The sequence below is a fragment of the Moraxella sp. CTOTU46934 genome (genome assembly GCF_031979465.1).
In the GTDB taxonomy this organism is placed as follows: Bacteria; Pseudomonadota; Gammaproteobacteria; order Pseudomonadales; family Moraxellaceae; genus Faucicola; species Faucicola tetraodonis.
Genome location: NZ_DALZEG010000011.1, coordinates 37136 through 58378 on the forward strand (window position 1 = coordinate 37136; position 21243 = coordinate 58378).

A 21243-nucleotide genomic window follows, 5' to 3' on the forward strand; every position below is an offset into this window, starting at 1 on the left:
AAAAATAGATTATATGATATAATAAAATATATGGTATGATGGTATTGTAGGCTATTTTGCTTGGTTTAAGTGTGGTATATTTCATAAATAAAAGATGGTATTAAAAAGAGTTTTAGACAGATGATAGTATTTAACCAATTTAAAAAATTTTTGGCACACGATATGGCTGCGGGTATCGTGTTGGCGTTTGCCGCTGTGTTGGCGATGGTGGTAGCAAACTCTCCGATGAGTGACATATACGAGCATTTTTTGCATCTACCTATCTCGATAAAAATCGGCTCTTTTAGTATCGATCATCATTTACTACATTGGATTAACGATGGCTTGATGGTGGTGTTTTTCTTTTTAGTGGGACTTGAGCTTAAGCGGGAAATGCTAGTGGGTGAGCTATCAGAGGTCAAAAAAGTCGTCTTGCCTGCGATTGCTGCGGTCGGTGGTATGATGGTACCTGCGATTTTTTATGCCGCATTCAATTATCAGCACGCAGAGTTGATGAAAGGTTGGGCGATTCCGGCGGCGACAGATATCGCGTTTGCCTTAGGTGTGCTGACGTTACTGGGCAATCGCGTGCCCGCCGCGCTCAAAGTATTCTTGGCATCGATTGCTATTTTTGATGATATCGGTGCGATTATCATTATTGCGTTATTTTACTCATCGGGTTTGTCGATGGCGGCACTGGCTTGGGTCGGGGTATGTTTGGTGATATTGTGGCTCATGAATCGCTTTAACGTCACCCGCACCACCGCTTATATAATGATTGGCGTTTTGCTATGGGCAGCGATGCTTAAGTCGGGCATACATGCGACGCTTGCCGGTGTGCTGCTTGCGCTATTCATCCCAATGACAGACAACAAGCACCCTGAGCATTCACCCCTCGAATCGGTTGAACATGACTTGCAGGACACAGTCAGTTTTATTATTTTACCGATTTTTGCGTTTGCTAATGCGGGCATTTATCTCGGAGGTACGGGGATATCCTCGCTGTTGCATACGGTACCGCTCGGTATCGCACTAGGACTGCTGCTAGGCAAGCCGATTGGGGTGATGCTATTTAGTTGGCTTGGCGTCAAGCTTGGGTTAGCTAGCTTGCCTACCAATGTTGACTGGCGACAAGTATTTGGCGTGGGGATTTTATGTGGTATTGGCTTTACCATGAGTTTGTTTATTGGTGGGCTTGCCTTTGCGGGACTTGAGGTCAAACCGTTTGACGAACGACTTGGCATTATTTTAGGGTCATTATTGGCAGGTATGCTAGGGTATTTTTATCTTAAGAAAGTCTTACCAACCCAAGCGCTGACACAGCAGGTGAGTAACCCTGAGGATCATACCTATATTCGCTAAGCTATTTACCCAAGGGTAGTGTAACGATAAATAAACTCTACAAATGATAGCAACGAATATTGCTATCATTTTTTTATATCAATAATAAGGAAAACACCATGCTAACTAACAAGATAAAGGGTAAAAAGGCTGCATGGTTGGGCGGTGGTGTGGCAATAATTGGTCTATTGGCAAGTTGCGCCAGCGTGGCGTACCAATCGCTGCAAAATGGTAAATTAAGCGATATCAAAGAAAGCATTGATAGTGTACCCAAAAAAACGCTGACGTTAAAAGGCACATTTACCCAAAGCTTAGAGCAATCTGAATTTAATGACGGTACCACCAAATACCATGTATTTGACCCAAACAACCTGTTAGCCGACTATGCCAAAGCGCAAGGTCAAACGGGCGTGTCAATTAGTTTACCTGTCTGTATTGAAGGGCGGGTGACTGAAAAAGGACGTTACGGACATTTAGGAAAATATCCGTATGAGCTGTGGGTTGATAAAATTTGCCAGTCCTAGACCAGTCCTAGATAAGCAGCTTGTCTGACCATCCTTCATTGACGATCAGGGTCAATTTCAACCAAATCAATGGGCTGGGTATGCAGCGAACCGTCTTGAATCGCAGTTTGTAGCGGATACTTGATGCGCTCTTCGGCGATGATTTGTCGCGACACATGCTGAATCAACTGACGTAACCAACGATGGGCAGGGTGATGCTGTAATAGCGGCGACCACGCCATCGTCAATTCAAACTCTGGAATAAAAAATGGCGGCTCTTTAATCACGATATCATCATTATTTGCTTGCATGCGCGCCACCCGAGTCGGTAGTGTAGCAATTAAGTCTTTATTGGCGGTGAGCATCGCAGGCATCTGATAATGACGGGTAAAGACACTGATTTGACGTTTTTGACCGAGACGTTGTAACGCCGCATCAATTGAGCCAAGTCCACCAGATTTTTCGGGATTCACCCCAAAACCCACACCCATGCCTGTTTTAGAAACCCAAACGTGCTGAGCTTTAAGATAATTTTTGAGGTTAAAGCGATTGACATACGGACTATCAGCCGACAACAAACAACTAAAAGTATCACGCCAAATCAGCACTTGGTGAAAGCTTTGCGGTACCTCGTTAAAACGATTAATCGCCAAATCAACACGCCCTTGTTCCATATCTCGATACGACACATCTGAAGGCGTCAAAAAGTCCAAAATCACGTTTGGGGCTTCACTGCGCAGCGCTTTAACTAGCCTAGGCACCAGCGTCGCTTCGGCATAATCTGACGTCATAATCCGAAACACACGACTTGAGGTATAAGGACGAAACTCAGTACGCGGCTCTAATAACTGAGTTAAATCCGCTAACAATTCGCGTACGCGCGGCTGTAATTCAAGCGCCCGCTCCGTCGGCGTCATGCCTTCAGATGAGCGAATCAACAAGGGATCATTAAACAACTTACGCAAACGACGTAAAATATTACTCATGGCTGGTTGGGTAATGCCGAGTTGCTCAGAGGCTCTGGTGACGTTTTTTTCTCGAAGTAACACATCAAGATGCACCAAAAGGTTCAAATCCACACGTTGTAAATCCATAAATTACTGTTTGCCTAGTTAAAAGTTAAGAAAAAAAGGCTAAAACCGCTAGTTTTAACAGGGGTAAAACCTAGTGATAAAATTTAAGTTATTGATTGTATTATACTATATTTTAAATAAATACTAAAGATACGAATCATTAAATAGCTAAATTATGAATTAAAGGGTATAGTGCATTCATTCCATTATTTAAGCCAACTTAAAGCTTTATTAGTGCCAAAATAGAATTCTTAATTTTAACAGACTATTTAATATCACTGTAAGAAATATCACGTATTTTGTTAAAAAAATTGTTAGACTATTTTGGATATTTAGTTTGTGTCTTAAACATTATTCATATTTTCGGTGTTTAACGCTCGCTAAATATTGGCTTATTTAAGACTTTTACTTTTATTACAACACAACAATCATCCTAAGTTTTTTTATCCCACCGTCCTCAATAGGAGACTGCTATGTCAACTTACGTTTCAGCGATTGACCATATCCGCGAACTAAAAGCCAAATATGGTAACTGGAAAAACATCAGCGAAAATGATGCTGCGCGTTTGGTTATCCAAAACCGTTTCAAAACAGGTTTAGAAATCGCTCAATACACTGCCGACATCATGCGTCGTGATATGGCAGCTTATGATGCTGACAAATCAAAATACACCCAGTCTCTTGGTGCCTGGCATGGCTTTATCGGTCAACAAACCATGTATGCGGTAAAAAAATACTTCGGTACTACTGAACGTAAATATATCTACCTTTCAGGTTGGATGGTTGCTGCCCTTCGTTCAGAATTTGGTCCACTACCTGACCAATCTATGCACGAAAAAACCGCTGTGCCAAAATTAATCGAAGAAATCTACACTTTCTTACGTCAAGCGGACGAAAAAGTATTAAACGATTACTTCCGTGAATTAAATGCGGCGCAAGAAGCAGGTCAAGACACTAAAGCCATCTTAGACAAAATCAACAACTTTGAATCACACATCGTGCCAATCATCGCCGACATCGACGCAGGTTTTGGTAACGAAGAAGCGACTTACTTGCTCACCAAACAAATGATCCAAGCCGGTGCTTGTGCTATCCAAGTTGAAAACCAAGTATCAGATGCTAAACAATGTGGTCACCAAGATGGTAAAGTCACCGTACCACACGAAGACTTCATCGCAAAACTTAACGCGATTCGTTATGCGTTCTTAGAGCTTGGCATTGACAACGGTATCATCGTTGCCCGTACTGACTCTGAAGGTGCATCATTAACGCAAAAACTTCCTGTGTCACGTGAGCCAGGCGACCTTGCTTCACAATACTTAGACTTCTTAGAAGTTGAAGAAGTGACTTTAGAAAATGCAAGCGAGTACGATGTGCTATTAAAACGTGATGGCAAATTGGTTCGCCCAACTCGTATGCCAAACGGCTTGTACTCATTCCGCGAAGGCACCAACATTGACCGCGTAGTACTTGACTGTGTGACTGCCCTTGAAAACGGTGCTGATCTACTATGGATTGAAACACCAACGCCAGACGTCGCGCACATCAAATCAATGACCGACCGTATCGCTGCGCAAGTGCCAGACGCTAAGCTTGTTTACAACAACAGCCCATCATTCAACTGGACGCTTAACTTCCGTAAACAAGTGATCGCAAAATGGGAAAAAGAAGGCAAAGACATCTCAGCTTACGACAAAGCAAACTTAATGTCTGCTGACTACGACAACACTGAGTTGAATACTGCTGCTGATGAGCTAGCGCGCACCTTCCAAGCTGATGCATCACGTGAAGCCTGTGTATTCCACCACTTGATCACCCTACCTACTTTCCACACTGCGGCATTAAGTACGCACCAGTTGGCAAAAGGTTACTTCGGTGATAAAGGTATGCTAGCATACGTTGAAGAAGTACAACGTAAAGAACTTCGCGAAGGCGTTGCGGCAGTTAAACACCAAGCCATGGCAGGTTCTGACATCGGCGATGATCACAAAGAAATCTTCTCTGGTGAGAACGCGCTTAAAGCCGGTGGTGCGAAAAACACCGCTAACCAATTTGGTCACTAATCTGTTATGTTAAAAGTTAGTTACAAAATTTAGTATAAACCAAGACAACACCCTGCTATCTTAGTGGGGTGTTTTTTTATGCACGCAAACCTAGTAAAAGTAATATTTAAAGATAAAAATTAAGCATTAAAAAAAGGAAGAAATGATGATAGCCGTCTATGCCATTGCTCAAGTGAAAGCAGATAAAAAAAACGAATTTGAAACCGTTGTTAAAGATTTAATCAAAGCTTCAAAAAGTGATAAAGGCTGTATTTCTTATAACTGTGGCAGTGTACAGGGTCAAGAAAATACCTATACCTTTATTGAACAGTGGCAATCTATGGAAGACTTGCAAAGTCATATGAAACAACTGCACTTTAGGGAAGCAGTAGAAAAACTTTCAGCAGTGACAAGCCAAGCGCTTGATGTCAATGTTATGACTTTAATGGACTAAAAGCCCGATTAAATTGTCTGCATAATTTCTTGATAGCGAAGTTGGAATTCTTTGATAAAATCAAGGGTGGTTTGAATACCCATAAACAAAATAATATACGGGTTTAAACTATTTTCGTTCGACAGCTCAACCGCTTTATCACTTGGATATTCACTGATAAGTAACATGTCTTGCTGGCGCTGGGCTTGGATATCCGCAAGTTGTTGCTCAAAGCTTGGCTCCGCGAGCACATAACTACTGGAGTCATAGGATTTGATATCACTTAAATATTGAATACAAATCGACTCCAAATCTGCCCAGCGATAAGTTTCGGTTTCACGCACCAAATTTTCAATACTATTGACCAATTCATCCAAAGCTTGATAATAGTACCAAATCAACGGCTTGCGCGGGTCATCGGTCAAGCGTGCCGAGGCATTAAATAAGTGCTGTAAATTAGTAAATGCTAGCGTTTCGGGAATAGGCTCATGAATACCAATAAGCTGCTGAGGGACTTTGGCGTCAGGCGCCGCGGGCAAATCAGGCGAGCGGTTTAAATTAGCGCGACCCTCACGGTCAGATTGCGCCACTGGGGTTTGCTCTGATTCTATGCCCAGCAGTTGATTAACCCGGTTTAGATAAGTATTCATGTTAAGCGTAATCAAACTATCATGACTGTGCAGGCGCGCGAAGGCATAAGAGATTTCTTTTCTTGCTTCATAGGCGTCCATCAGATTACTCATGTTTTCTTCACGCTGATAAGTAATCGCATTTAAAAACAAACCTGCAGACACCACCCCAATGGTCGCTTCAATCATCACAAACGCCCGTGTAAAGGTATTGGTTGGGGTAATATCGCCAAACCCAGTGGTGGTCACCGTGATGGTACTAAAATACATGGCTTCCAAAAAGCCCACGTTTTCATGGTTAAACTGCATATTTGGCAAGGTACTGTACAAAAAGCCAAATAGCGGAATCAGCGTCAAATAGATAGTGCCATACACAGCAGGCGGCAACGAAAAAATATCATTGCCCACGATAGGTTTGGCAAGCTTATTGAGGGTAAAGGTTTGCGGCGTGTTACGGGTTGATATGGTTGGTTTAGTGGGCTTTTGCGCAAGTGGTTTCATAAGCTGCCTAATTTTTTTTGCTTTAGACTAGCATACCCATTCAAAAAGAAACATAGTATTGTAGTAACCCCTCATGGACCACAGGATAAAAGGCTCAAACCAAAAATGCCACTATTGGGATAAAAATGAAAAAAGCCAACTTACTTATTATCGAATCAAAGAAAGCTAGGTAGGTAAGGGATTAACACTGATTTATGCTAATGAATGATGCCAAACATATCGATAACGCCGCTATTCATCTTTAAAATAGGGTTGCAATAAAATAGGGTTGCAATAAATACAACCCTATTAAACCTAGTGAAAAAGTTACGGCCACTATCAACTAGCTATAGTAAAAGAAATTAAAAACTACCACAAATCCACATAAAGTAGAAGAATAGCTTATCGATATCATCAAGTCGCCAATCTTGTCTTAACCTTTTAACCCAAGCCCAAATATGTTCAATGGGATTGAGGTCAGGACTGTAAGGCGGCAACCAAAGAATTGTATGACCTGCTTGCTCGATAAGATTTTTAATATCTTCTCGAATGTGAAATCTAGCGTTATCCATTACAATCAAGCTATGTGGTGACAATGCAGGTAATAACAGATTTTTTGTCCAATGATAAAAGACATCAGCGTTAATATTAAAATCGTATAGCCCTACAGCAAACAGCTGATTACCATGAATAGCTCCAATCGCATTGGTGGTACTTTTTAGCTGCCAGTTGTAGCTATCAAAGCATTTTTGTCCCCTTGGTGCATAAGCATAAGGGCGATAGCTACTAGTTTTAAAGCCACATTCATCAAGGTAGATAATAGGTCGGTTGCTGCTTTGATAGTCTGCCAGTTGCTCGATAAACACTTGACGTTTTATTTCATCTGCCTGTGGGTGTTTAAGTATCTTTTTTTTGAGTGATTTTAAGCCGCTTTAAGGCTATCCCAATCGCTCTTTGAGTGCAGTTGAAACGTACGGCTCGCTCTCGTTGGTAGCTATCAGGGTATTTTTCGACATCTTGCTTGAGTAAAGCCATGTCGATTTTGCCTTTACGAGTTTTAACCACTTTACGTTCTGGTTGTTTTTTCCAGTTTTGTAAAGTGCGTGTGCTGATATTAAATTCTTGGGCAAGGCTACGAATGCTTCTTCCTGCTTCGTGCTTGTCCAGTATCATTTGTCGGTAGTCGGTTGAGTATGCCATTTTGTTATTGTAGCACTTCTATATTTCTTTAACTATAGATTAACTTGTTATGCGTTATGAGAAGTCTAAAAATAAGCAGTGTAACATTAGTGCTGACCTAGCAAATCTTTTTTCATCTCAAGTGATATAGGATTATCGCCTAACCAAGCACGAAGAATAGCTTGGTCAAAGCCTTCTTCTTTGATATAAGGAAGATCGCCAACCTCATCATAATTTAAACGAACGCCATGCTCTGGCGAAAACTCAATCGTAAACATTGCCCCTTCTTTGATGGTGTTGGTTTTAAACAACTCACCGAACACCTCATCAATCACTGAGGCGATTTTTTGATATTCTTCTTCGCTACTATTCGCTCTGATGCCGTCTTTGAAGGCATTTTCCAGTAATGAGCCTTTGATATTGCGGCGAGATACCATGCGCAATTGCTTGGCATAGCGTGAAGTAATGGCTGTTTCGGCATCTTCAGTCATTTCACCCAAGTATAAGGCAATATCATAGATACCAATCATAAATTTACTGCGAGCGCTAATACCATTTCGCACACAGATTTGACCATCTAGTTTTAGGGTAGGGGGAAATAGGGTTTCAAGATCGTTGGTTTTTCCTTTAAATAAAATCATCCTAGCATCCTTATCGTTCCTTGACGTTTTTTTGTCCCTGGATAATGTCGCAATATCCTTATCTCGTTTCATTGTGTAAATATTGGGGCAAAATGTAAAGTATTATCAATGAACAGCAAGTCATAGAGCGATGATTGGTTAAAAAAAGGGTTAGACGACAACGTACTAACCCTTATTGCTAAATTTATGCCTCCAACAAACCTACGCTGGTAACAAACTTAGGCTTGCAACATCGGTTTTAAGAATCGCCCCGTATGCGAGCGCGCGTTTTGCGCCACGTCCTCTGGCGTGCCCTCAGCGATAATCTCACCACCGCCCGAACCGCCCTCAGGGCCCAAATCGACAATCCAGTCGGCTGTCTTAATCACATCGAGATTATGCTCAATCACCACCACGGTATTGCCTCGGTCACGTAGCGTATGCAAGATGTCTAAGAGCTTGGCGATATCATGGAAATGCAAACCTGTCGTCGGCTCATCGAGCACATACAAGGTCTGACCGGTATCACGTTTAGACAACTCTTTGGCAAGTTTCACCCGTTGCGCCTCACCACCCGACAAGGTTGGTGCAGACTGACCCAAACGAATATAACCCAAGCCGACTTCTTGTAGCGCTTGCAAACGGCGGTAAATTGCCGGAATCGCCTCAAAAAATTCCGCCGCATCTTCCACCGTCATATTGAGCACGTCATTGATATTTTTGCCCTTATAGGTGATTTCCAGGGTTTCACGGTTGTAGCGTTTGCCTTGACACGCATCGCAAGGCACATACATATCAGGCAAAAAGTGCATCTCAACCTTAATCAAACCATCGCCTTGGCAGGTTTCACAGCGCCCGCCTTTCACGTTGAAGCTAAAGCGCCCTGCTTGATAGCCACGAGCTTTGGACTCGGGTACTTGGGCGAATAGGTCACGAATCGGACTAAATACCCCCGTGTAAGTCGCAGGATTGGAGCGAGGGGTACGCCCAATCGGGCTTTGGTCGATATCGACGACTTTATCTAAATGTTCTAGCCCAGTGATACTGTCAAACTCTTCGGCAACGTGAGTAGTGGCGTTATTGAGCTGTGTGGTCGCTAGTGGCAATAAGGTGCGGTTGATTAAGGTCGATTTACCTGAACCCGACACGCCTGTGATGGCAGTAAATACACCAATCGGCAAGTTTAAGGTCACGTTTTTAAGGTTATTACCTTTTGCCCCTGTTAAAGTCAGCATCAAAGGTTTGGCTTCGACTTTACCTTTTTTGGCTTTTTCTTTTTTCTCGCTTTCCGCTTTTTTCGCTTGGTTTTTGGTTAAGGGAATGGCGGAGTCTTGCATTTTTTCATATTTATCGTCATTGGCGATTTTGGCTCGGTGACGCACGGTTGGCACTGCGATTTTCTTTTTGCCTGATAAATATTGACCCGTTAATGATTCGGGATTTTTGGCAATGTCTTTTGCCGTTCCTTCTGCAATAATACTGCCACCATGTACACCAGCGCCCACGCCCACATCGATGATATGGTCGGCTAGACGAATGGCATCTTCGTCATGCTCGACGACAATCACGGTATTGCCCAAATCACGCAAGCGAGTCAACGTTTGCAGCAAGCGATCATTGTCACGTTGGTGCAAGCCGATTGATGGCTCATCGAGTACATACATCACGCCCATCAAGCCCGCCCCGATTTGGCTAGCAAGGCGTATCCGCTGAGCTTCACCGCCCGATAGGGTTTCGGCAGAGCGGGCAAGGGTAAGATAATCCAAGCCCACACTCACCAAAAATTCCAACCGCTCACGGATTTCTTTGATAATTTTGGCGGCGATTTCGCCTTTTGCACCCTCAAGTTTTAATTGCTCGTAATATGCCATCGCTTCGCCAATCGATAGCTTAACCATTTCGGCAACGGTCCGGTCGCTGACTTCGACATGGCGAGCGATTTCGTTCAAGCGTGAGCCGTGACAAGCATCGCAGGTGGCATCGGCAAGGTATTTGGCAAGCTCATCTCGCACGATGTTGCTTTGCGTGGTGCGGTAACGGCGCTCCATATACGGCAACACCCCTTCAAATGGCACGGTTTTGGTAGATTTGCGACCCCGTTCATCAACAAAGTTAAAAGTCATTTTGTCTTTACCAGAGCCGTGTAAAATGACATCTTTGTGCTTTTTATCCAGTTGTTGCCAAGGCGCTTCCATATCAATACCGTAATGCTCGGCAACGGTGGTCAGCAAGCCAAAATAGTAGGCATGGCGTTTATCCCAGCCTTGAATCGCCCCTTGGTTGAGCGATTTTTCAGGATGCCCGATGATTTTTTCGGCAGCAAAATATTGGCGTTTGCCCAAGCCATCACACACGGGACACGCGCCATAGGGGTTGTTAAAACTAAACAATTTTGGTTCAAGCTCAGCAACCGAGCGATCGCAGACAGGGCAGCTATGTTTGGCGGACAAAATTTTATCCTCAAACTCAGCGTCCATGTCATGCAAGATAGCAATGTCGCTACCGAGTCGTAAGGCGGTCTCCAAACTTTCGGCAACCCGATTCCCCAAGTCATCCCGCACTTTGAAGCGGTCAACCACCACATCAATGGTGTGTTTAAAGGTTTTGGCAAGCGGTGGCACATCGTCAATATCATAAATTTCGCCATCGACCCGCAGCCGCACAAAGCCTTGCCCTTTTAGCTGTTCCATCAACTGGATATGCTCGCCTTTGCGGTCATCGACGACGCGCGCGAGAATCATCAACTTGGTATCTTCGGGCAATGCCATGACGGTATCGACCATTTCGGTGACAGTTTGCGCGACCATCGGCAGGTGGTGTTCTGGGCACATGGGCGTGCCAACACGGGCATACAGCAGACGCAAATAGTCATAAATCTCGGTAATGGTACCTACCGTGGAGCGGGGATTATGGTTGGTGGATTTTTGCTCGATGGCGATGGCAGGTGACAGCCCTTCGATGCTATCGACTTCAGGCTTTTCCATTTGTGATAAAAACTGGCGTGCGTAAGCCGATAAGCTCTCGACGTAGCGGCGTTGTCCTTCGGCGTATAGGGTGTCAAAGGCTAGGCTGGATTTGCCTGAGCCTGATAAGCCTGTGATGACGACGAGTTTGTCGCGAGGGATGTCGATGTCGATGTTTTTGAGATTGTGGGTGCGTGCCCCACGGATTTTGATTGCTTCGTGCTGTGCCATTCTGGGATTCTTCTATTTATTTGTGTGAGTTTTTTGGGGAAATATTGGGATTTAATGGGGGGGGAGTGGGATGGTTTCAAGATTCTCTTACTCAAACTAAAAATATTAATTATATAAAACTTTTACTTTAAATATAGTTTTAACTAAAGTAAATTATAGAAATTTGTTCTGTTGGTAATTTATATTTACATATGAAAAATTTAACTTTTAAAGTCATTTTGATTTCTTTCCTAATTTCTTTAGGCATATTTTTTGTTATTAGCTATTTTTCTTTTCTTTCTTACCAAACCTCAATGACTAGGGTTTTAAATATTGAAAAAGGGATTATTGGAGAATTTTTACCTTATAAAATCTCTACAGCCATGACGAATCATGAATCTAAACAAACTATCCAGAGTATGATTGATTCTAATAAAAAAGTTTTCAATATTGTCATCACAGATTGTCCTCTTTTATCAGATGATTGTGGGAATCAGAAAATTTTATACACCCAGAATAATTTTAACGATACCACCTTACTGAAAGGAGAAACTTGGTTTCCTCTACGAAATCCACCGCCACTTTATAATGAAAAGTTATTACAAAGTTATAAATCAGGCAGTTTTGCAGACAAACAAACCACTAATGAGGGTGAAGTAATCGGCAGGGTTTACGTTCTTGAACGCCAAGATATGAAGCAAAGAACACTACTAAACACTCTAGCCTTTAGAATGACAAAATGGATCGAAAGATTGCAGACTGGTAAGTTTTCAAACGATGCCTACATGTATGATAAAAATGCTGGATTATCTCTATTGTTATTTTTTATTTTATGTAGCATTGGCTGGTTACAAAATAAGAGGATGAATGAGAAACTAGAGAGCACTAAATCAATTGCTCAACTCAAAAGTGAAAATGAACATTTAATTGAAGAAAAATCAACTTTATCATCTGATATTAATAATCTTAGAGATTTCAAAGACAAACAACAACTTGAATTGAGTGAGATTTCAAACGCAAGAAAAGTTCTATTAAACAAACTTCAAGAGTTAGCAGAAAAGTTTCAAGCTTTAGAGCAAAACAAAAAAAATCAAGAGTTTGAGTTAGTAAAAATCAAAGAAGAAACGAGTAAATTGATTAAGGAACATGAAGTTTTAGTAGATAAATATACATTTATTTCAAATTATGCAATGGCAAATAAATTCTTATTAGAAAGTGAATTTACCGCTCCAATTAATAATGAACTACAAAAACTAAATTTAATTATTGAAGCTCTCGCACAAAGGCTTCATTTTGATACCAAAGATGCTTTGCATGATATAAATAAAGCTCCTTTACTAAGAGATGAAAACTTAACTAATGAACACGATTTAACGAAGCTATACGTTGGTTTAGTTGATTCGAGAAATACAATTAATTGGACTACGGATAATATTAGACATTTGACGAATCTAGGTATCAGTACATTTGATATTTATGAAGAGATAAAAGATTTTTACAGCAAGCTACCACCCGCAGCAAATTTAAAAGATATTGAAATCACCTTAAGCCGAGTAGGATCAGAGCCTTTAATTATTGAAGCAAATCCTTTCCATATTAGAGCCATAGTAAAAAACGCCCTCTATAATTCAACATATGCCTTAAATAAACTAAAAAGAAAAATGAGGCGTAGCGTGGAGGCTTTTAAGGGAAAAATTGCAATAGAATGTGGCAACTATGATGATAATTATGTTTATATAAAAATCATCGATAATGCAGGAGGCGTTCCTGAAGAGTTTATGGAAAAACTTTATGATTCTTCTCAAAAAGTAAATCCAGATAGCGATAAATTAAGCGGTAATGGTAGTTTAATTGTGACTTCCTATTTATTAATGTATAGAGCAAAGGTATTAAAGAAAAACATCGAAAATGGTTTTGAAGTAATTTTTTTATTTAAAAAGACTAAGAAGGCATAAAGCATGAGAAATGTAATTTTATTAGATGACCAAAAAGAGATAACAAATGAGTTTGCTAGCTACATTCGTGAAATAGGCTTAATTCCTTATGAATGTCAAACAATAGATGAAGCTTTAGAGGTCATTGATACTTTTAAAGATAAAGATGAGGCAGTGGAGTTGTTTGTATTTGATCATGATTTAGGGATGGGCGATACCAGTCTCAACTTAATAAAAACTCTAGAAGATGAAGGCTATACTGATTATCAAAATCATTTTATCGTTGCAACAGGTTTAGACAGCGATGATGTAACATATGATTATGCTAAATATGGCTCAATGGGGCATTTGATTAAACCTATTCATAAAGCTCAATTCTTACAAACTGTTAAACACGTATTAAAAAGAATTGAATACGCCACAACACAGAGAGAAGATTGGCAATCTGCCTATGAACTTTTAGAAAGTGAAGGATTACTTGATTCTATTGATGACTTAAAGAAGAATAATGAAGAAATCAATAATCAATATGTTGCTTTAAAAGAAGTTTATGATAAGTTAGTAGAAGATTTAAAAGATAAAAAAGGCGAAGATATTGCCAAAGCCTATGAATCTGCCAGTAACTCAATTAACCGTATTTCTGGTGGGTTTGATCTAATTTTTGATATCAATCAAAACTTAAAACTTAGTGACAAGTTCACTGAGGATGCCAAAGAAGTTTACAGTACTAATAAAATTTTATTCTTTAGCCTTCTAAATTATATGAAACGCATTGATGAAGCTCCCTTAGCATATCGTATCAAATACCTAACGAGCACAAAAGGCTTATATGAGTATAGAACTGGTAGAGACTATCGTCTTTATTTTACCAAAACAGATGACAAAATCCAGTTAGAACGTTTTGGTCATAAAAACGTACAAGAAAAAATTATTGAAACGTACCGATAATCATGTACTTATTAATTAATCGCTCAACCGAGCGATTTTTTATTTTTTATAAAATGCTTAAACCTTGCTATACTTTAATAAAGGAATATTTAATAGCATTTGAGAAAATAAAAATGGCAACCCTAACTGATGAACAAACCGATTTTTTAAAAAGCCACCACATCCCACTTGAAAAAACCTTTGATGCGAGCGGACTATCGAGCAAAGAATACAAAGCCAAAATGAAAGAAAATGGCGCGCTCGTTGCTTACGGTGTGCCGCCCTGCCCAAAAGGTCACACCCTCAAAAACAAACAAGCCAACTGCCTACAATGCAACCCCCAAGCCATTGCATCGCTCAAACGCCAAGCCACCCCAGGGGAGGTCTATATCGCCGTCTCACCCAGTCAACTGCTTGCCAAAATCAGCCTTGTTGAAAACGCGAGCAATATCATCCAGCAATTAAATAGCGAAAATCATGCCGAAATCAACGATTGGGCATTAGCGATGACAGGTCGCACCGATTCCATCGGACAAATGGAAAACCACTTGCAGCAGCGTCTTGCTGATTACCAAGTACCCAGAAAACTCACTGCCGATGGCAAAACCACCAAAGCCTCGGGCGTGTACGACGTCGATGTGCATGATGCGCTTGAAGTGATGAATGAAATGCCTTTTATCTTAAGCGAAATTGATAACGCCGTGATGGATGATTTTCACGCCCGCTATAGCGACAAACAGCTTCGCGAGCAGCAGCAAACTGAGCAGTTAGCCATCGAAGAGGCGGCGCGTAAACAAGCAGAACTTGCCGAACAAGCGCGACAAAAACAGGCTAAGCTTGAAGAACAGCGCCAACTACAACAACAAGCCAAACAGCAAAAATTGGCACAAAAACAACAACGCCAACAGCAATTTGAAGCCAAAAAAGCGCAAAAACAACAAAAAATCGCCACCCAAGTGAAGCATAGCTCGTTAGATGGCACGCTAGTGGCTATCCCAAAATCATCATCTATCAAACAGTCACCGCAAGGATTTTTTGACAACCAAAAAAATGTGATGTGGCTGATGATTGCTATCGCGGTGATTTTAGCCATCATGGTAACCGCTTACGCAATGCTAAAATAATGGGGCTGAAACAATAAAGCCAAAATAATGGGGCTAAAATAATTTTTATTGCCAATAAATTCTCTGTGATAAAAATTAGGCATATAATAAGCCGTTTTTGGCAAAATTTTGTGAGCCACAATGTCAGTGAAATCAACGTCAGTAAAATCAACGTCAGTAAAATCAACGTCGAGAAATATGAGTCACAACTCCTCCATGAATGCATCCGAAAAGAAAGCGATTGCCGGGTTGGGCGGTATCTTTGCCTTGCGCATGCTCGGACTATTCATGATTGTGCCTGTGTTTGCAGTGTATGGAACACAATATGCACACGCCACGCCGTTTTTGATTGGATTGGCGATTGGTATCTATGGCTTAGGGCAGGCGATTTTTCAGATTCCCATGAGTTTTTTGGCGGACAAATATCCGCGTAAACCGATTATCATTGCAGGGTTATTGGTGTTTGCGCTCGGGGGAGCGATTTGCGCCTTATCAACAGACATCTATATGGTGATATTGGGGCGTTTGATTGCCGGCAGTGGCGCGGTTTCAGCAGTGGTGATGGCACTACTCGCGGATGTGACCCGTGAAGAGCATCGCACCAAAGCGATGGCAACCATGGGGCTGACCATTGCCATGTCGGTAATGGTCGCATTTGGGCTCGGTCCGATTTTGACGCATGTGCTCGATATTTCAGGCTTGTTTTGGGTGACAGTGGCGTCCGCTATTTTCGCCATTGGCTTACTGTGGATTGTGCCCACCCCAAATCGGGTACTAAAGCACAATCTCAATAATCACTCAGTTAAAGCACAGTTTGCTGAAGTATTAAAAATTGCCGATATTAACCGGTTGCACTTGGCGATTTTTGCGCTGCATCTGTCAATGACAGCGATGTTTACCTTATTGCCGCACCAGTTTCATGATGTGCTCGGCTTGACGGTGGCGCAGCAAGGTTTTGTGTATTTGCCGCTACTATTATTGGGCTTTATCATTGCGGTTCCACTGATTATCATCGCAGAAAAAAAACGGCAAATGCGCGCCGTGTTTTTGGCGTCTTTAGCGACCTTGGTGGCGGGATTGGTATTTTTGGCGGTGGCTAGTCAGACCATTGTGGGTTTAATTATTGGGCTTGCGGTTTATTACATTGGCTTTAATAGCCTTGAGGCGACCATTCCGTCTTGGATTTCCAAACGCGCGCCCGTTGCCAACAAAGCGACGGCAATGGGTATTAACTCATCTGCACAGTTTTTGGGTGCTTTTGTGGGCGGTGCCATGGGCGGTATTTTGCTGACCAAACCGATGTGGTTGTCATGGACGGTGCTCGCCATCGTGACCGTCATTGCGTTATTGTTTATCTTGCCGATTGCCGCCCCACCGTATTTGACCAGCCTAACGATTACCCTGCCAATAGGTATCGACACGACTGCATGGTCACAGCAAATTTTGGCGATTGACGGCGTGGATGAGATAGTGATGATGCCAAAAGAAAACATTGCTTATCTCAAACTGGATAAAGAAAAATTGACCGATGACACGCGACAGTATTTGTCACATCTTACCGGTCAGACGCTAGCAATTTGATGCAAAGTTTAGTAAAGTAATGGCATTGTACTTGCGCTAAATCTGCAAAGATTTGGCTAAAAACACTATAGCGTTATTGAGAAATTCATTAAGAAAGTTATCAAAAAAATCATCAAGGAAATTCTATGCGCGGCGTAAATAAAGTAATCATTGTAGGCAACCTTGGTTCAGATCCTGAAGTCAAACAATTTGCCAATGGCGGTAGCGTGACGCGTATCGCCGTGGCGACAAGTGAGCAGTGGAACGACAAACAAACAGGTGAGCGCCGTGAGCAAACCGAATGGCACCGTATTTCATTGTTTAATAAACTCGGTGAAATTGCAGCGCAATACCTGCGTAAAGGTAGCCAAGTCTATATCGAAGGTAGCCTTCGCACCAGTAAATACACCGACCAAAATGGCGTAGAGCGCTATGCCACAGAGATTCGTGCCGACCAAATGCAAATGCTTGGTACCGCAGGTGGCGTTCAAGGCGGTATTGCTAATAACAACAATGCCGGCACAACCTACCAAAACCAGCCTCAAGGTGGTTATAATCAAGTTGGCTACAACCAAGCACCCAATCATTTTGGCGGCTATCCAAACCAAAATAATGCCCAAACTAATAACCAAGCTGCGCCACAAGCGGGTCAAAATGCAGGATTTGGCAATAATCCATTTATGAATGGCAACCAAGCGCCACAAGGGGTAAATACAGGCAATAATCAGCCTGCCCAAAATCCCCAACAAAACCCTGCCATGGCAATGCCAAAACCAGGCGCAGTTGATGATGATATCCCGTTCTAGACTTTAATTTTTACTAGGTTTAAAAAAAATCCTTGCACAGTCACACTGTCGCAGGGATTTTTTATGCCGTTTTTTCTGATCGTAGCCTGCTAGTAAGTTGCAGCGTCTAAGATGCAGATTTAAGTTACAGGGTTTAAGGCGCAGGGTTCGGGTGTAAGGTCTGCACCGCTTCGATATCAGCCAATACCTCTTGGGACAATACCAAGTCTACGGACGCGATATTGCTGGCTAGCTGCTCAATGGTGGTTGCCCCAATGATGTTGGCAGTCACAAACGAGCGGCTATTGACAAACGCCAGTGCCATTTGTGCCATATCTAGATGATGTTTTTTAGCGACTTCGGCATAGGCTTGGGTGGCTTGTTGCGCTTGCTCATTCAAATAACGGGTAAAATGGCTATAAAGGCTCAGGCGACTATTGGCAGGCTTGTTACCGCCCAAATATTTGCCTGATAACACCCCAAACGCTAGCGGTGAGTAGGCAAGTAGCCCAATTTGCTCGCGGTGACTGATTTCTGCCAGTCCCACTTCATACAAGCGATTGAGTAGACTATATGGATTTTGTATGGTGATAGGTCTAGCAAGCCCATGTTTATCGGCTTCTGCTAAGTAGCGCATGACGCCCCAAGGGGTATCATTGGATAGCCCATAAGCGCGTATTCGACCTTTGCTGATTTCATCATTGAGGGCTTCGATGGTTTCCAAAAATGGCGTCAATTCTTTGGTGTCTTGCTGCGCCATACTTTCTGTATAGCCGCGTTGACCAAAAAAGTTGGTCTGACGCTCTGGCCAGTGTAGCTGATAAATATCGATATGGTCGGTTTGCAAACGCTGTAGATTGCTATCTAATGCCGCACGAATGGTTTTTTTATCAAACTTGGTATTGCCATCGCGCAAAAAGTCATTGCGAGAGATTTTACTCGCCAATACGACACCATTTCTTTTGCCTGTCTTGGCAAACCAGCTACCCATAAAGCGCTCGGTATCACCCTGTTTGTCTTTATCAGGGGGTGACGGATACATCTCAGCGGTATCCCAAAAGTTCACACCTTGGGCAAGGGCATAATCCATTTGTTCATGGGCATCCTGCTCGCTGTTTTGCTGTCCCCAGGTCATGGTGCCTAAGCAAATTTTGGAGACGCTATCGCCCAGTTGTGGCAATGTATCAAATTGCATGCTATTTTCCTTGTGTTTTGCATTATAGTTTTAACCGGCTTGGTGAGGTGATTGTAGCAAACTCATGGTGATAAAGTCGGTTGCAAATTGTAGTAAGTGCGGCAGGTAGCCGCAATAAACAGTCCGCCCAAAACAAGCCTGACAAAATTTTGATTTTTTATGGATTGACATTACAACGCAATAAAAATCAGTTATGATAAAGCGTTTCATTTTAGTTAGAAAAATATTCGAGTGTTGGCGCAGAGCGGGTTCAAAATTTTGCGCTAATGGCAATTTTTATCCTGCATGAATTATTTGATTGTTGATTAATCTGCTTGTGGATTGCGTCACTTTATCGGTGTCAAAAATCATTGTAAAAAGGTATTCAAGTTTGGCAAGTGTCAATTCATTACGTCCGACAAAACTATGGTGGCTGGTAGGTCTGGTTTTGCTTTGCTTAAGCTTGTTGATTCAGCTACCTGCAGCGTGGTTGCTGCAAAAATTTGCCCCAAACAACCCTTACTTGCAGCAAATATCCGGCAACCTTTGGCAAGGTCAAGCCAATTGGCAAATCAATGCGCGCCCCAATACGCCGCTGGCGGGTAGTGTCGATTGGCGCTGGCAACCGTGGCATTTATTGATGGGCAAACTGGGTATGGCAGTCGATATCCGCTCTGGCAAAACCGACTTGCAAGGGGTGGTCAAATTCAACAAAACTAGCTGGCAAGCCAATGATTTCAACGGCAAAATCAGCCATGACACATTGGCGCAGTTGGTCAGTTGGCAATTACCCGACACACCGATTACCATCAAAGAAGTGTCAATTGAAAAAAATAAGCAAGGTTATCAAACCGCCAAAGGCAGCATGAATTGGGCAGGCGGTGATTTGGGGTATCCCACAGGCGGCAAAACCTACCTCATCAAACTCCCCACCATGCAAGGCAACTTAAGCGCAGATAAAGCCAGTGTGCAGCCAGCAGACAACAATGGTGCCAATAGTAGCAACAAGGCAGCGCAAGGTAAAAGCTTGCATTTAGCCCTTACTACACCGCAAGCCGAGCGATTGGGGGATTTTTATCTTGACCAAGATAATATGCTCGATGTGTCATTGACCCAGCGGCTGCTCAAAAATATGCCAGCGTACCAAGGCAAAGGGGCTGATGACAGTGTGGTGGTGTCCATTCGCCAACCTTTGACCAGTATGGGTAATTAGAGACGCAGCGATGATAGCAGATATGATAAAAGCGACCCAGCGCCCCTCGTTGAGCCGTAAAACAACGACTGGTAAATTTGTGCCGATGGCGGTGGTAGAAAAACTGTATCCTTGGTTGCTATTGGCAGCTATTTTTTGGTTGGTGTGGCAATTAAGTCAAGCAATTTGGCTGGTGGTTGCACCGCCCAAAGCCCCCGCACTCACCCCAGTACCCATGCAGACGAACTTGGTCGCGCAATCTGCCAATAGCAATGCGTTGGATTTTTTTGCGCAGCCAACTGCCCCACAAGCGCCGGCAGCGACACCCCCAGATATTAAAGTGGTGGGCGTGACCATTGCCACCCCAGAGAGTCAATCGTATGCAATTTTGACCACCAATGGTAAAACCTTAAGCTATCGTATCAACGACATGGTTGATGGCAGTGGTTATAAATTGGTTAAAGTCGCAGCCGATTTTGTAATGGTGGCAGATGCCAGTGGTCAAATCAGTAAAGTGCCATTTGGGCAACCGTTTTTTCTTGACCAAAGCGAAGCTATCAGAGCCAAAGCGCAAGCCAACGGTGCAGCCGGCGTGGGTAACGGCTCAAATATGGGACAAACCCCCACACCGAGCTTAGGCGGCGCTGCGCCACAAGCGATTAGCGGCGCGCCAGTGGCGACAGGCGATCCCCATGATCGAGAGGATTCTGCGCCCACTATGGCGACGTCAAATGGTGCCAATACCTCGCCAAGCGGTGCATCGTCAGCCATTGGCGGGGCGATTCAAGGGCTACAGCAAAATGCCTCGGGGTATCTAAGCCAAATGGGTGTGGCAGCGACAGGGCAGGGCTATTTGGTGACCGATGCGATGTCCGCAGGACTAAAAAACCGTCTGGGGCTACAAACAGGGGATAAAGTCCTCTCCGTCAATGGACAAAACGTGGGTCAAAACCCAACACAAGATGCCCAGCTACTACGTCAAGTGCAACAAGCAGGACAAGCGCAAATCCAAGTTCAGCGCGGCGACCAAGTCGTGACAGTACGCCAGTCATTTTGATAAAAGATAGTAAAAAGCTACAGACGTCATCGCTACGTGAGACACAGTCGGTGATATGC

Annotated in this window: 18 protein-coding genes; 11 read left to right on the forward strand and 7 right to left on the reverse strand. The window is 42.8% G+C overall.

The window, feature by feature from the left end; genetic code table 11:
• Positions 1-123: 123 nt before the first annotated feature.
• Positions 124-1341, forward strand: coding sequence for a Na+/H+ antiporter NhaA (nhaA, locus tag RTN07_RS08995; protein ID WP_409455557.1), 1218 nt, complete (start codon positions 124-126; stop codon positions 1339-1341).
• 98 nt (positions 1342-1439) lie between these two features.
• Positions 1440-1844, forward strand: coding sequence for a tellurite resistance TerB family protein (locus RTN07_RS09000; RefSeq protein WP_007116084.1), 405 nt, complete (start codon positions 1440-1442; stop codon positions 1842-1844).
• 35 nt (positions 1845-1879) lie between these two features.
• Here the strand turns inward: RTN07_RS09000 and RTN07_RS09005 are convergent, their stop codons facing one another.
• Positions 1880-2917 carry a LysR family transcriptional regulator gene (locus RTN07_RS09005; protein ID WP_007116083.1) on the reverse strand — a complete coding sequence of 346 codons (1038 nt, stop codon included), beginning with the start codon at positions 2915-2917 and terminating at the stop codon, positions 1880-1882.
• Between the two features lie 452 nt (positions 2918-3369).
• On the opposite strand from RTN07_RS09005, the gene RTN07_RS09010 reads away from it, so the two are divergent.
• Together RTN07_RS09010 and RTN07_RS09015 are read left to right on the forward strand one after the other, a co-directional pair.
• Positions 3370-4959: an isocitrate lyase gene (locus tag RTN07_RS09010; protein ID WP_312177561.1), complete on the forward strand. Its 1590-nt coding sequence runs from the start codon at positions 3370-3372 to the stop codon at positions 4957-4959.
• Between the two features lie 145 nt (positions 4960-5104).
• Positions 5105-5392 carry a putative quinol monooxygenase gene (locus RTN07_RS09015; protein ID WP_312177564.1) on the forward strand — a complete coding sequence of 96 codons (288 nt, stop codon included), beginning with the start codon at positions 5105-5107 and terminating at the stop codon, positions 5390-5392.
• 8 nt (positions 5393-5400) lie between these two features.
• On the opposite strand, the gene RTN07_RS09020 is transcribed toward RTN07_RS09015, so the two are convergent.
• The 5 genes from RTN07_RS09020 to uvrA form a co-directional block, all read right to left on the reverse strand.
• Positions 5401-6501, reverse strand: a complete 1101-nt coding sequence (locus tag RTN07_RS09020) for a potassium channel family protein (RefSeq protein WP_312177567.1) — start codon at positions 6499-6501, stop codon at positions 5401-5403.
• Between the two features lie 341 nt (positions 6502-6842).
• Positions 6843-7346, reverse strand: a complete 504-nt coding sequence (locus RTN07_RS09025) for an IS630 family transposase (RefSeq protein ID WP_007115010.1) — start codon at positions 7344-7346, stop codon at positions 6843-6845.
• A 31-nt stretch (positions 7347-7377) separates the two neighbouring features.
• Entirely contained in the window at positions 7378-7680 is a 303-nt protein-coding gene (locus tag RTN07_RS09030) for an IS630 transposase-related protein (protein ID WP_065253243.1), read from the reverse strand.
• 86 nt (positions 7681-7766) lie between these two features.
• Positions 7767-8300, reverse strand: a complete 534-nt coding sequence (locus tag RTN07_RS09035; RefSeq protein ID WP_312177572.1) for a chalcone isomerase family protein — start codon at positions 8298-8300, stop codon at positions 7767-7769.
• A 218-nt stretch (positions 8301-8518) separates the two neighbouring features.
• A complete protein-coding gene (gene uvrA / locus RTN07_RS09040) occupies positions 8519-11473 on the reverse strand; it encodes an excinuclease ABC subunit UvrA (protein ID WP_312177575.1) in 2955 nt (984 codons plus the stop codon).
• A gap of 191 nt (positions 11474-11664) precedes the next feature.
• On the opposite strand from uvrA, the gene RTN07_RS09045 reads away from it, so the two are divergent.
• From RTN07_RS09045 to ssb, 5 genes are all read left to right on the forward strand, one after another.
• On the forward strand, positions 11665-13407 hold the full coding sequence (locus tag RTN07_RS09045; RefSeq protein ID WP_312177578.1) for a hypothetical protein: 1743 nt from the start codon (positions 11665-11667) through the stop codon (positions 13405-13407).
• A 3-nt stretch (positions 13408-13410) separates the two neighbouring features.
• Positions 13411-14334, forward strand: a complete 924-nt coding sequence (locus tag RTN07_RS09050) for a hypothetical protein (protein ID WP_312177581.1) — start codon at positions 13411-13413, stop codon at positions 14332-14334.
• A gap of 113 nt (positions 14335-14447) precedes the next feature.
• On the forward strand, positions 14448-15437 hold the full coding sequence (locus tag RTN07_RS09055; RefSeq protein ID WP_312177583.1) for a hypothetical protein: 990 nt from the start codon (positions 14448-14450) through the stop codon (positions 15435-15437).
• A 195-nt stretch (positions 15438-15632) separates the two neighbouring features.
• A complete protein-coding gene (locus tag RTN07_RS09060; RefSeq protein WP_312177636.1) occupies positions 15633-16997 on the forward strand; it encodes an MFS transporter in 1365 nt (454 codons plus the stop codon).
• A gap of 125 nt (positions 16998-17122) precedes the next feature.
• The gene (gene ssb / locus RTN07_RS09065; protein ID WP_312177585.1) at positions 17123-17782 is read left to right on the forward strand and encodes a single-stranded DNA-binding protein; all 660 of its coding nucleotides are present in this window, start codon (positions 17123-17125) and stop codon (positions 17780-17782) included.
• Between the two features lie 133 nt (positions 17783-17915).
• On the opposite strand, the gene RTN07_RS09070 is transcribed toward ssb, so the two are convergent.
• Positions 17916-18956, reverse strand: a complete 1041-nt coding sequence (locus RTN07_RS09070) for an NADP(H)-dependent aldo-keto reductase (RefSeq protein WP_159675913.1) — start codon at positions 18954-18956, stop codon at positions 17916-17918.
• Positions 18957-19326: 370 nt separating this feature from the next.
• Here RTN07_RS09070 and gspN point away from each other — a divergent pair, with 370 nt between their 5' ends.
• Together gspN and RTN07_RS09080 are read left to right on the forward strand one after the other, a co-directional pair.
• Positions 19327-20148 carry a type II secretion system protein N gene (gene gspN, locus RTN07_RS09075; RefSeq protein ID WP_312177589.1) on the forward strand — a complete coding sequence of 274 codons (822 nt, stop codon included), beginning with the start codon at positions 19327-19329 and terminating at the stop codon, positions 20146-20148.
• A gap of 22 nt (positions 20149-20170) precedes the next feature.
• Positions 20171-21184 (forward strand): type II secretion system protein N, encoded by a 1014-nt coding sequence (locus RTN07_RS09080; protein WP_312177591.1) that lies wholly within the window; start codon positions 20171-20173, stop codon positions 21182-21184.
• The last annotated feature ends 59 nt before the right edge of the window (positions 21185-21243 follow it).

Bases quoted from the DNA above. Each gene is read 5' to 3' on its own strand.
- RTN07_RS09000 (WP_007116084.1), top strand. From the start codon at position 1,440: ATGCTAACTAACAAGATAAAGGGTAAAAAGGCTGCATGGTTGGGCGGT.
- RTN07_RS09005 (WP_007116083.1), bottom strand. From the start codon at position 2,917: ATGGATTTACAACGTGTGGATTTGAACCTTTTGGTGCATCTTGATGTG.
- RTN07_RS09010 (WP_312177561.1), top strand. From the start codon at position 3,370: ATGTCAACTTACGTTTCAGCGATTGACCATATCCGCGAACTAAAAGCC.
- RTN07_RS09015 (WP_312177564.1), top strand. From the start codon at position 5,105: ATGATAGCCGTCTATGCCATTGCTCAAGTGAAAGCAGATAAAAAAAAC.
- RTN07_RS09020 (WP_312177567.1), bottom strand. From the start codon at position 6,501: ATGAAACCACTTGCGCAAAAGCCCACTAAACCAACCATATCAACCCGT.
- RTN07_RS09030 (WP_065253243.1), bottom strand. From the start codon at position 7,680: ATGGCATACTCAACCGACTACCGACAAATGATACTGGACAAGCACGAA.
- RTN07_RS09035 (WP_312177572.1), bottom strand. From the start codon at position 8,300: ATGATTTTATTTAAAGGAAAAACCAACGATCTTGAAACCCTATTTCCC.
- uvrA (WP_312177575.1), bottom strand. From the start codon at position 11,473: ATGGCACAGCACGAAGCAATCAAAATCCGTGGGGCACGCACCCACAAT.
- RTN07_RS09045 (WP_312177578.1), top strand. From the start codon at position 11,665: ATGAAAAATTTAACTTTTAAAGTCATTTTGATTTCTTTCCTAATTTCT.
- RTN07_RS09050 (WP_312177581.1), top strand. From the start codon at position 13,411: ATGAGAAATGTAATTTTATTAGATGACCAAAAAGAGATAACAAATGAG.
- RTN07_RS09055 (WP_312177583.1), top strand. From the start codon at position 14,448: ATGGCAACCCTAACTGATGAACAAACCGATTTTTTAAAAAGCCACCAC.
- RTN07_RS09060 (WP_312177636.1), top strand. From the start codon at position 15,633: ATGAATGCATCCGAAAAGAAAGCGATTGCCGGGTTGGGCGGTATCTTT.
- ssb (WP_312177585.1), top strand. From the start codon at position 17,123: ATGCGCGGCGTAAATAAAGTAATCATTGTAGGCAACCTTGGTTCAGAT.
- RTN07_RS09070 (WP_159675913.1), bottom strand. From the start codon at position 18,956: ATGCAATTTGATACATTGCCACAACTGGGCGATAGCGTCTCCAAAATT.
- RTN07_RS09080 (WP_312177591.1), top strand. From the start codon at position 20,171: ATGATAAAAGCGACCCAGCGCCCCTCGTTGAGCCGTAAAACAACGACT.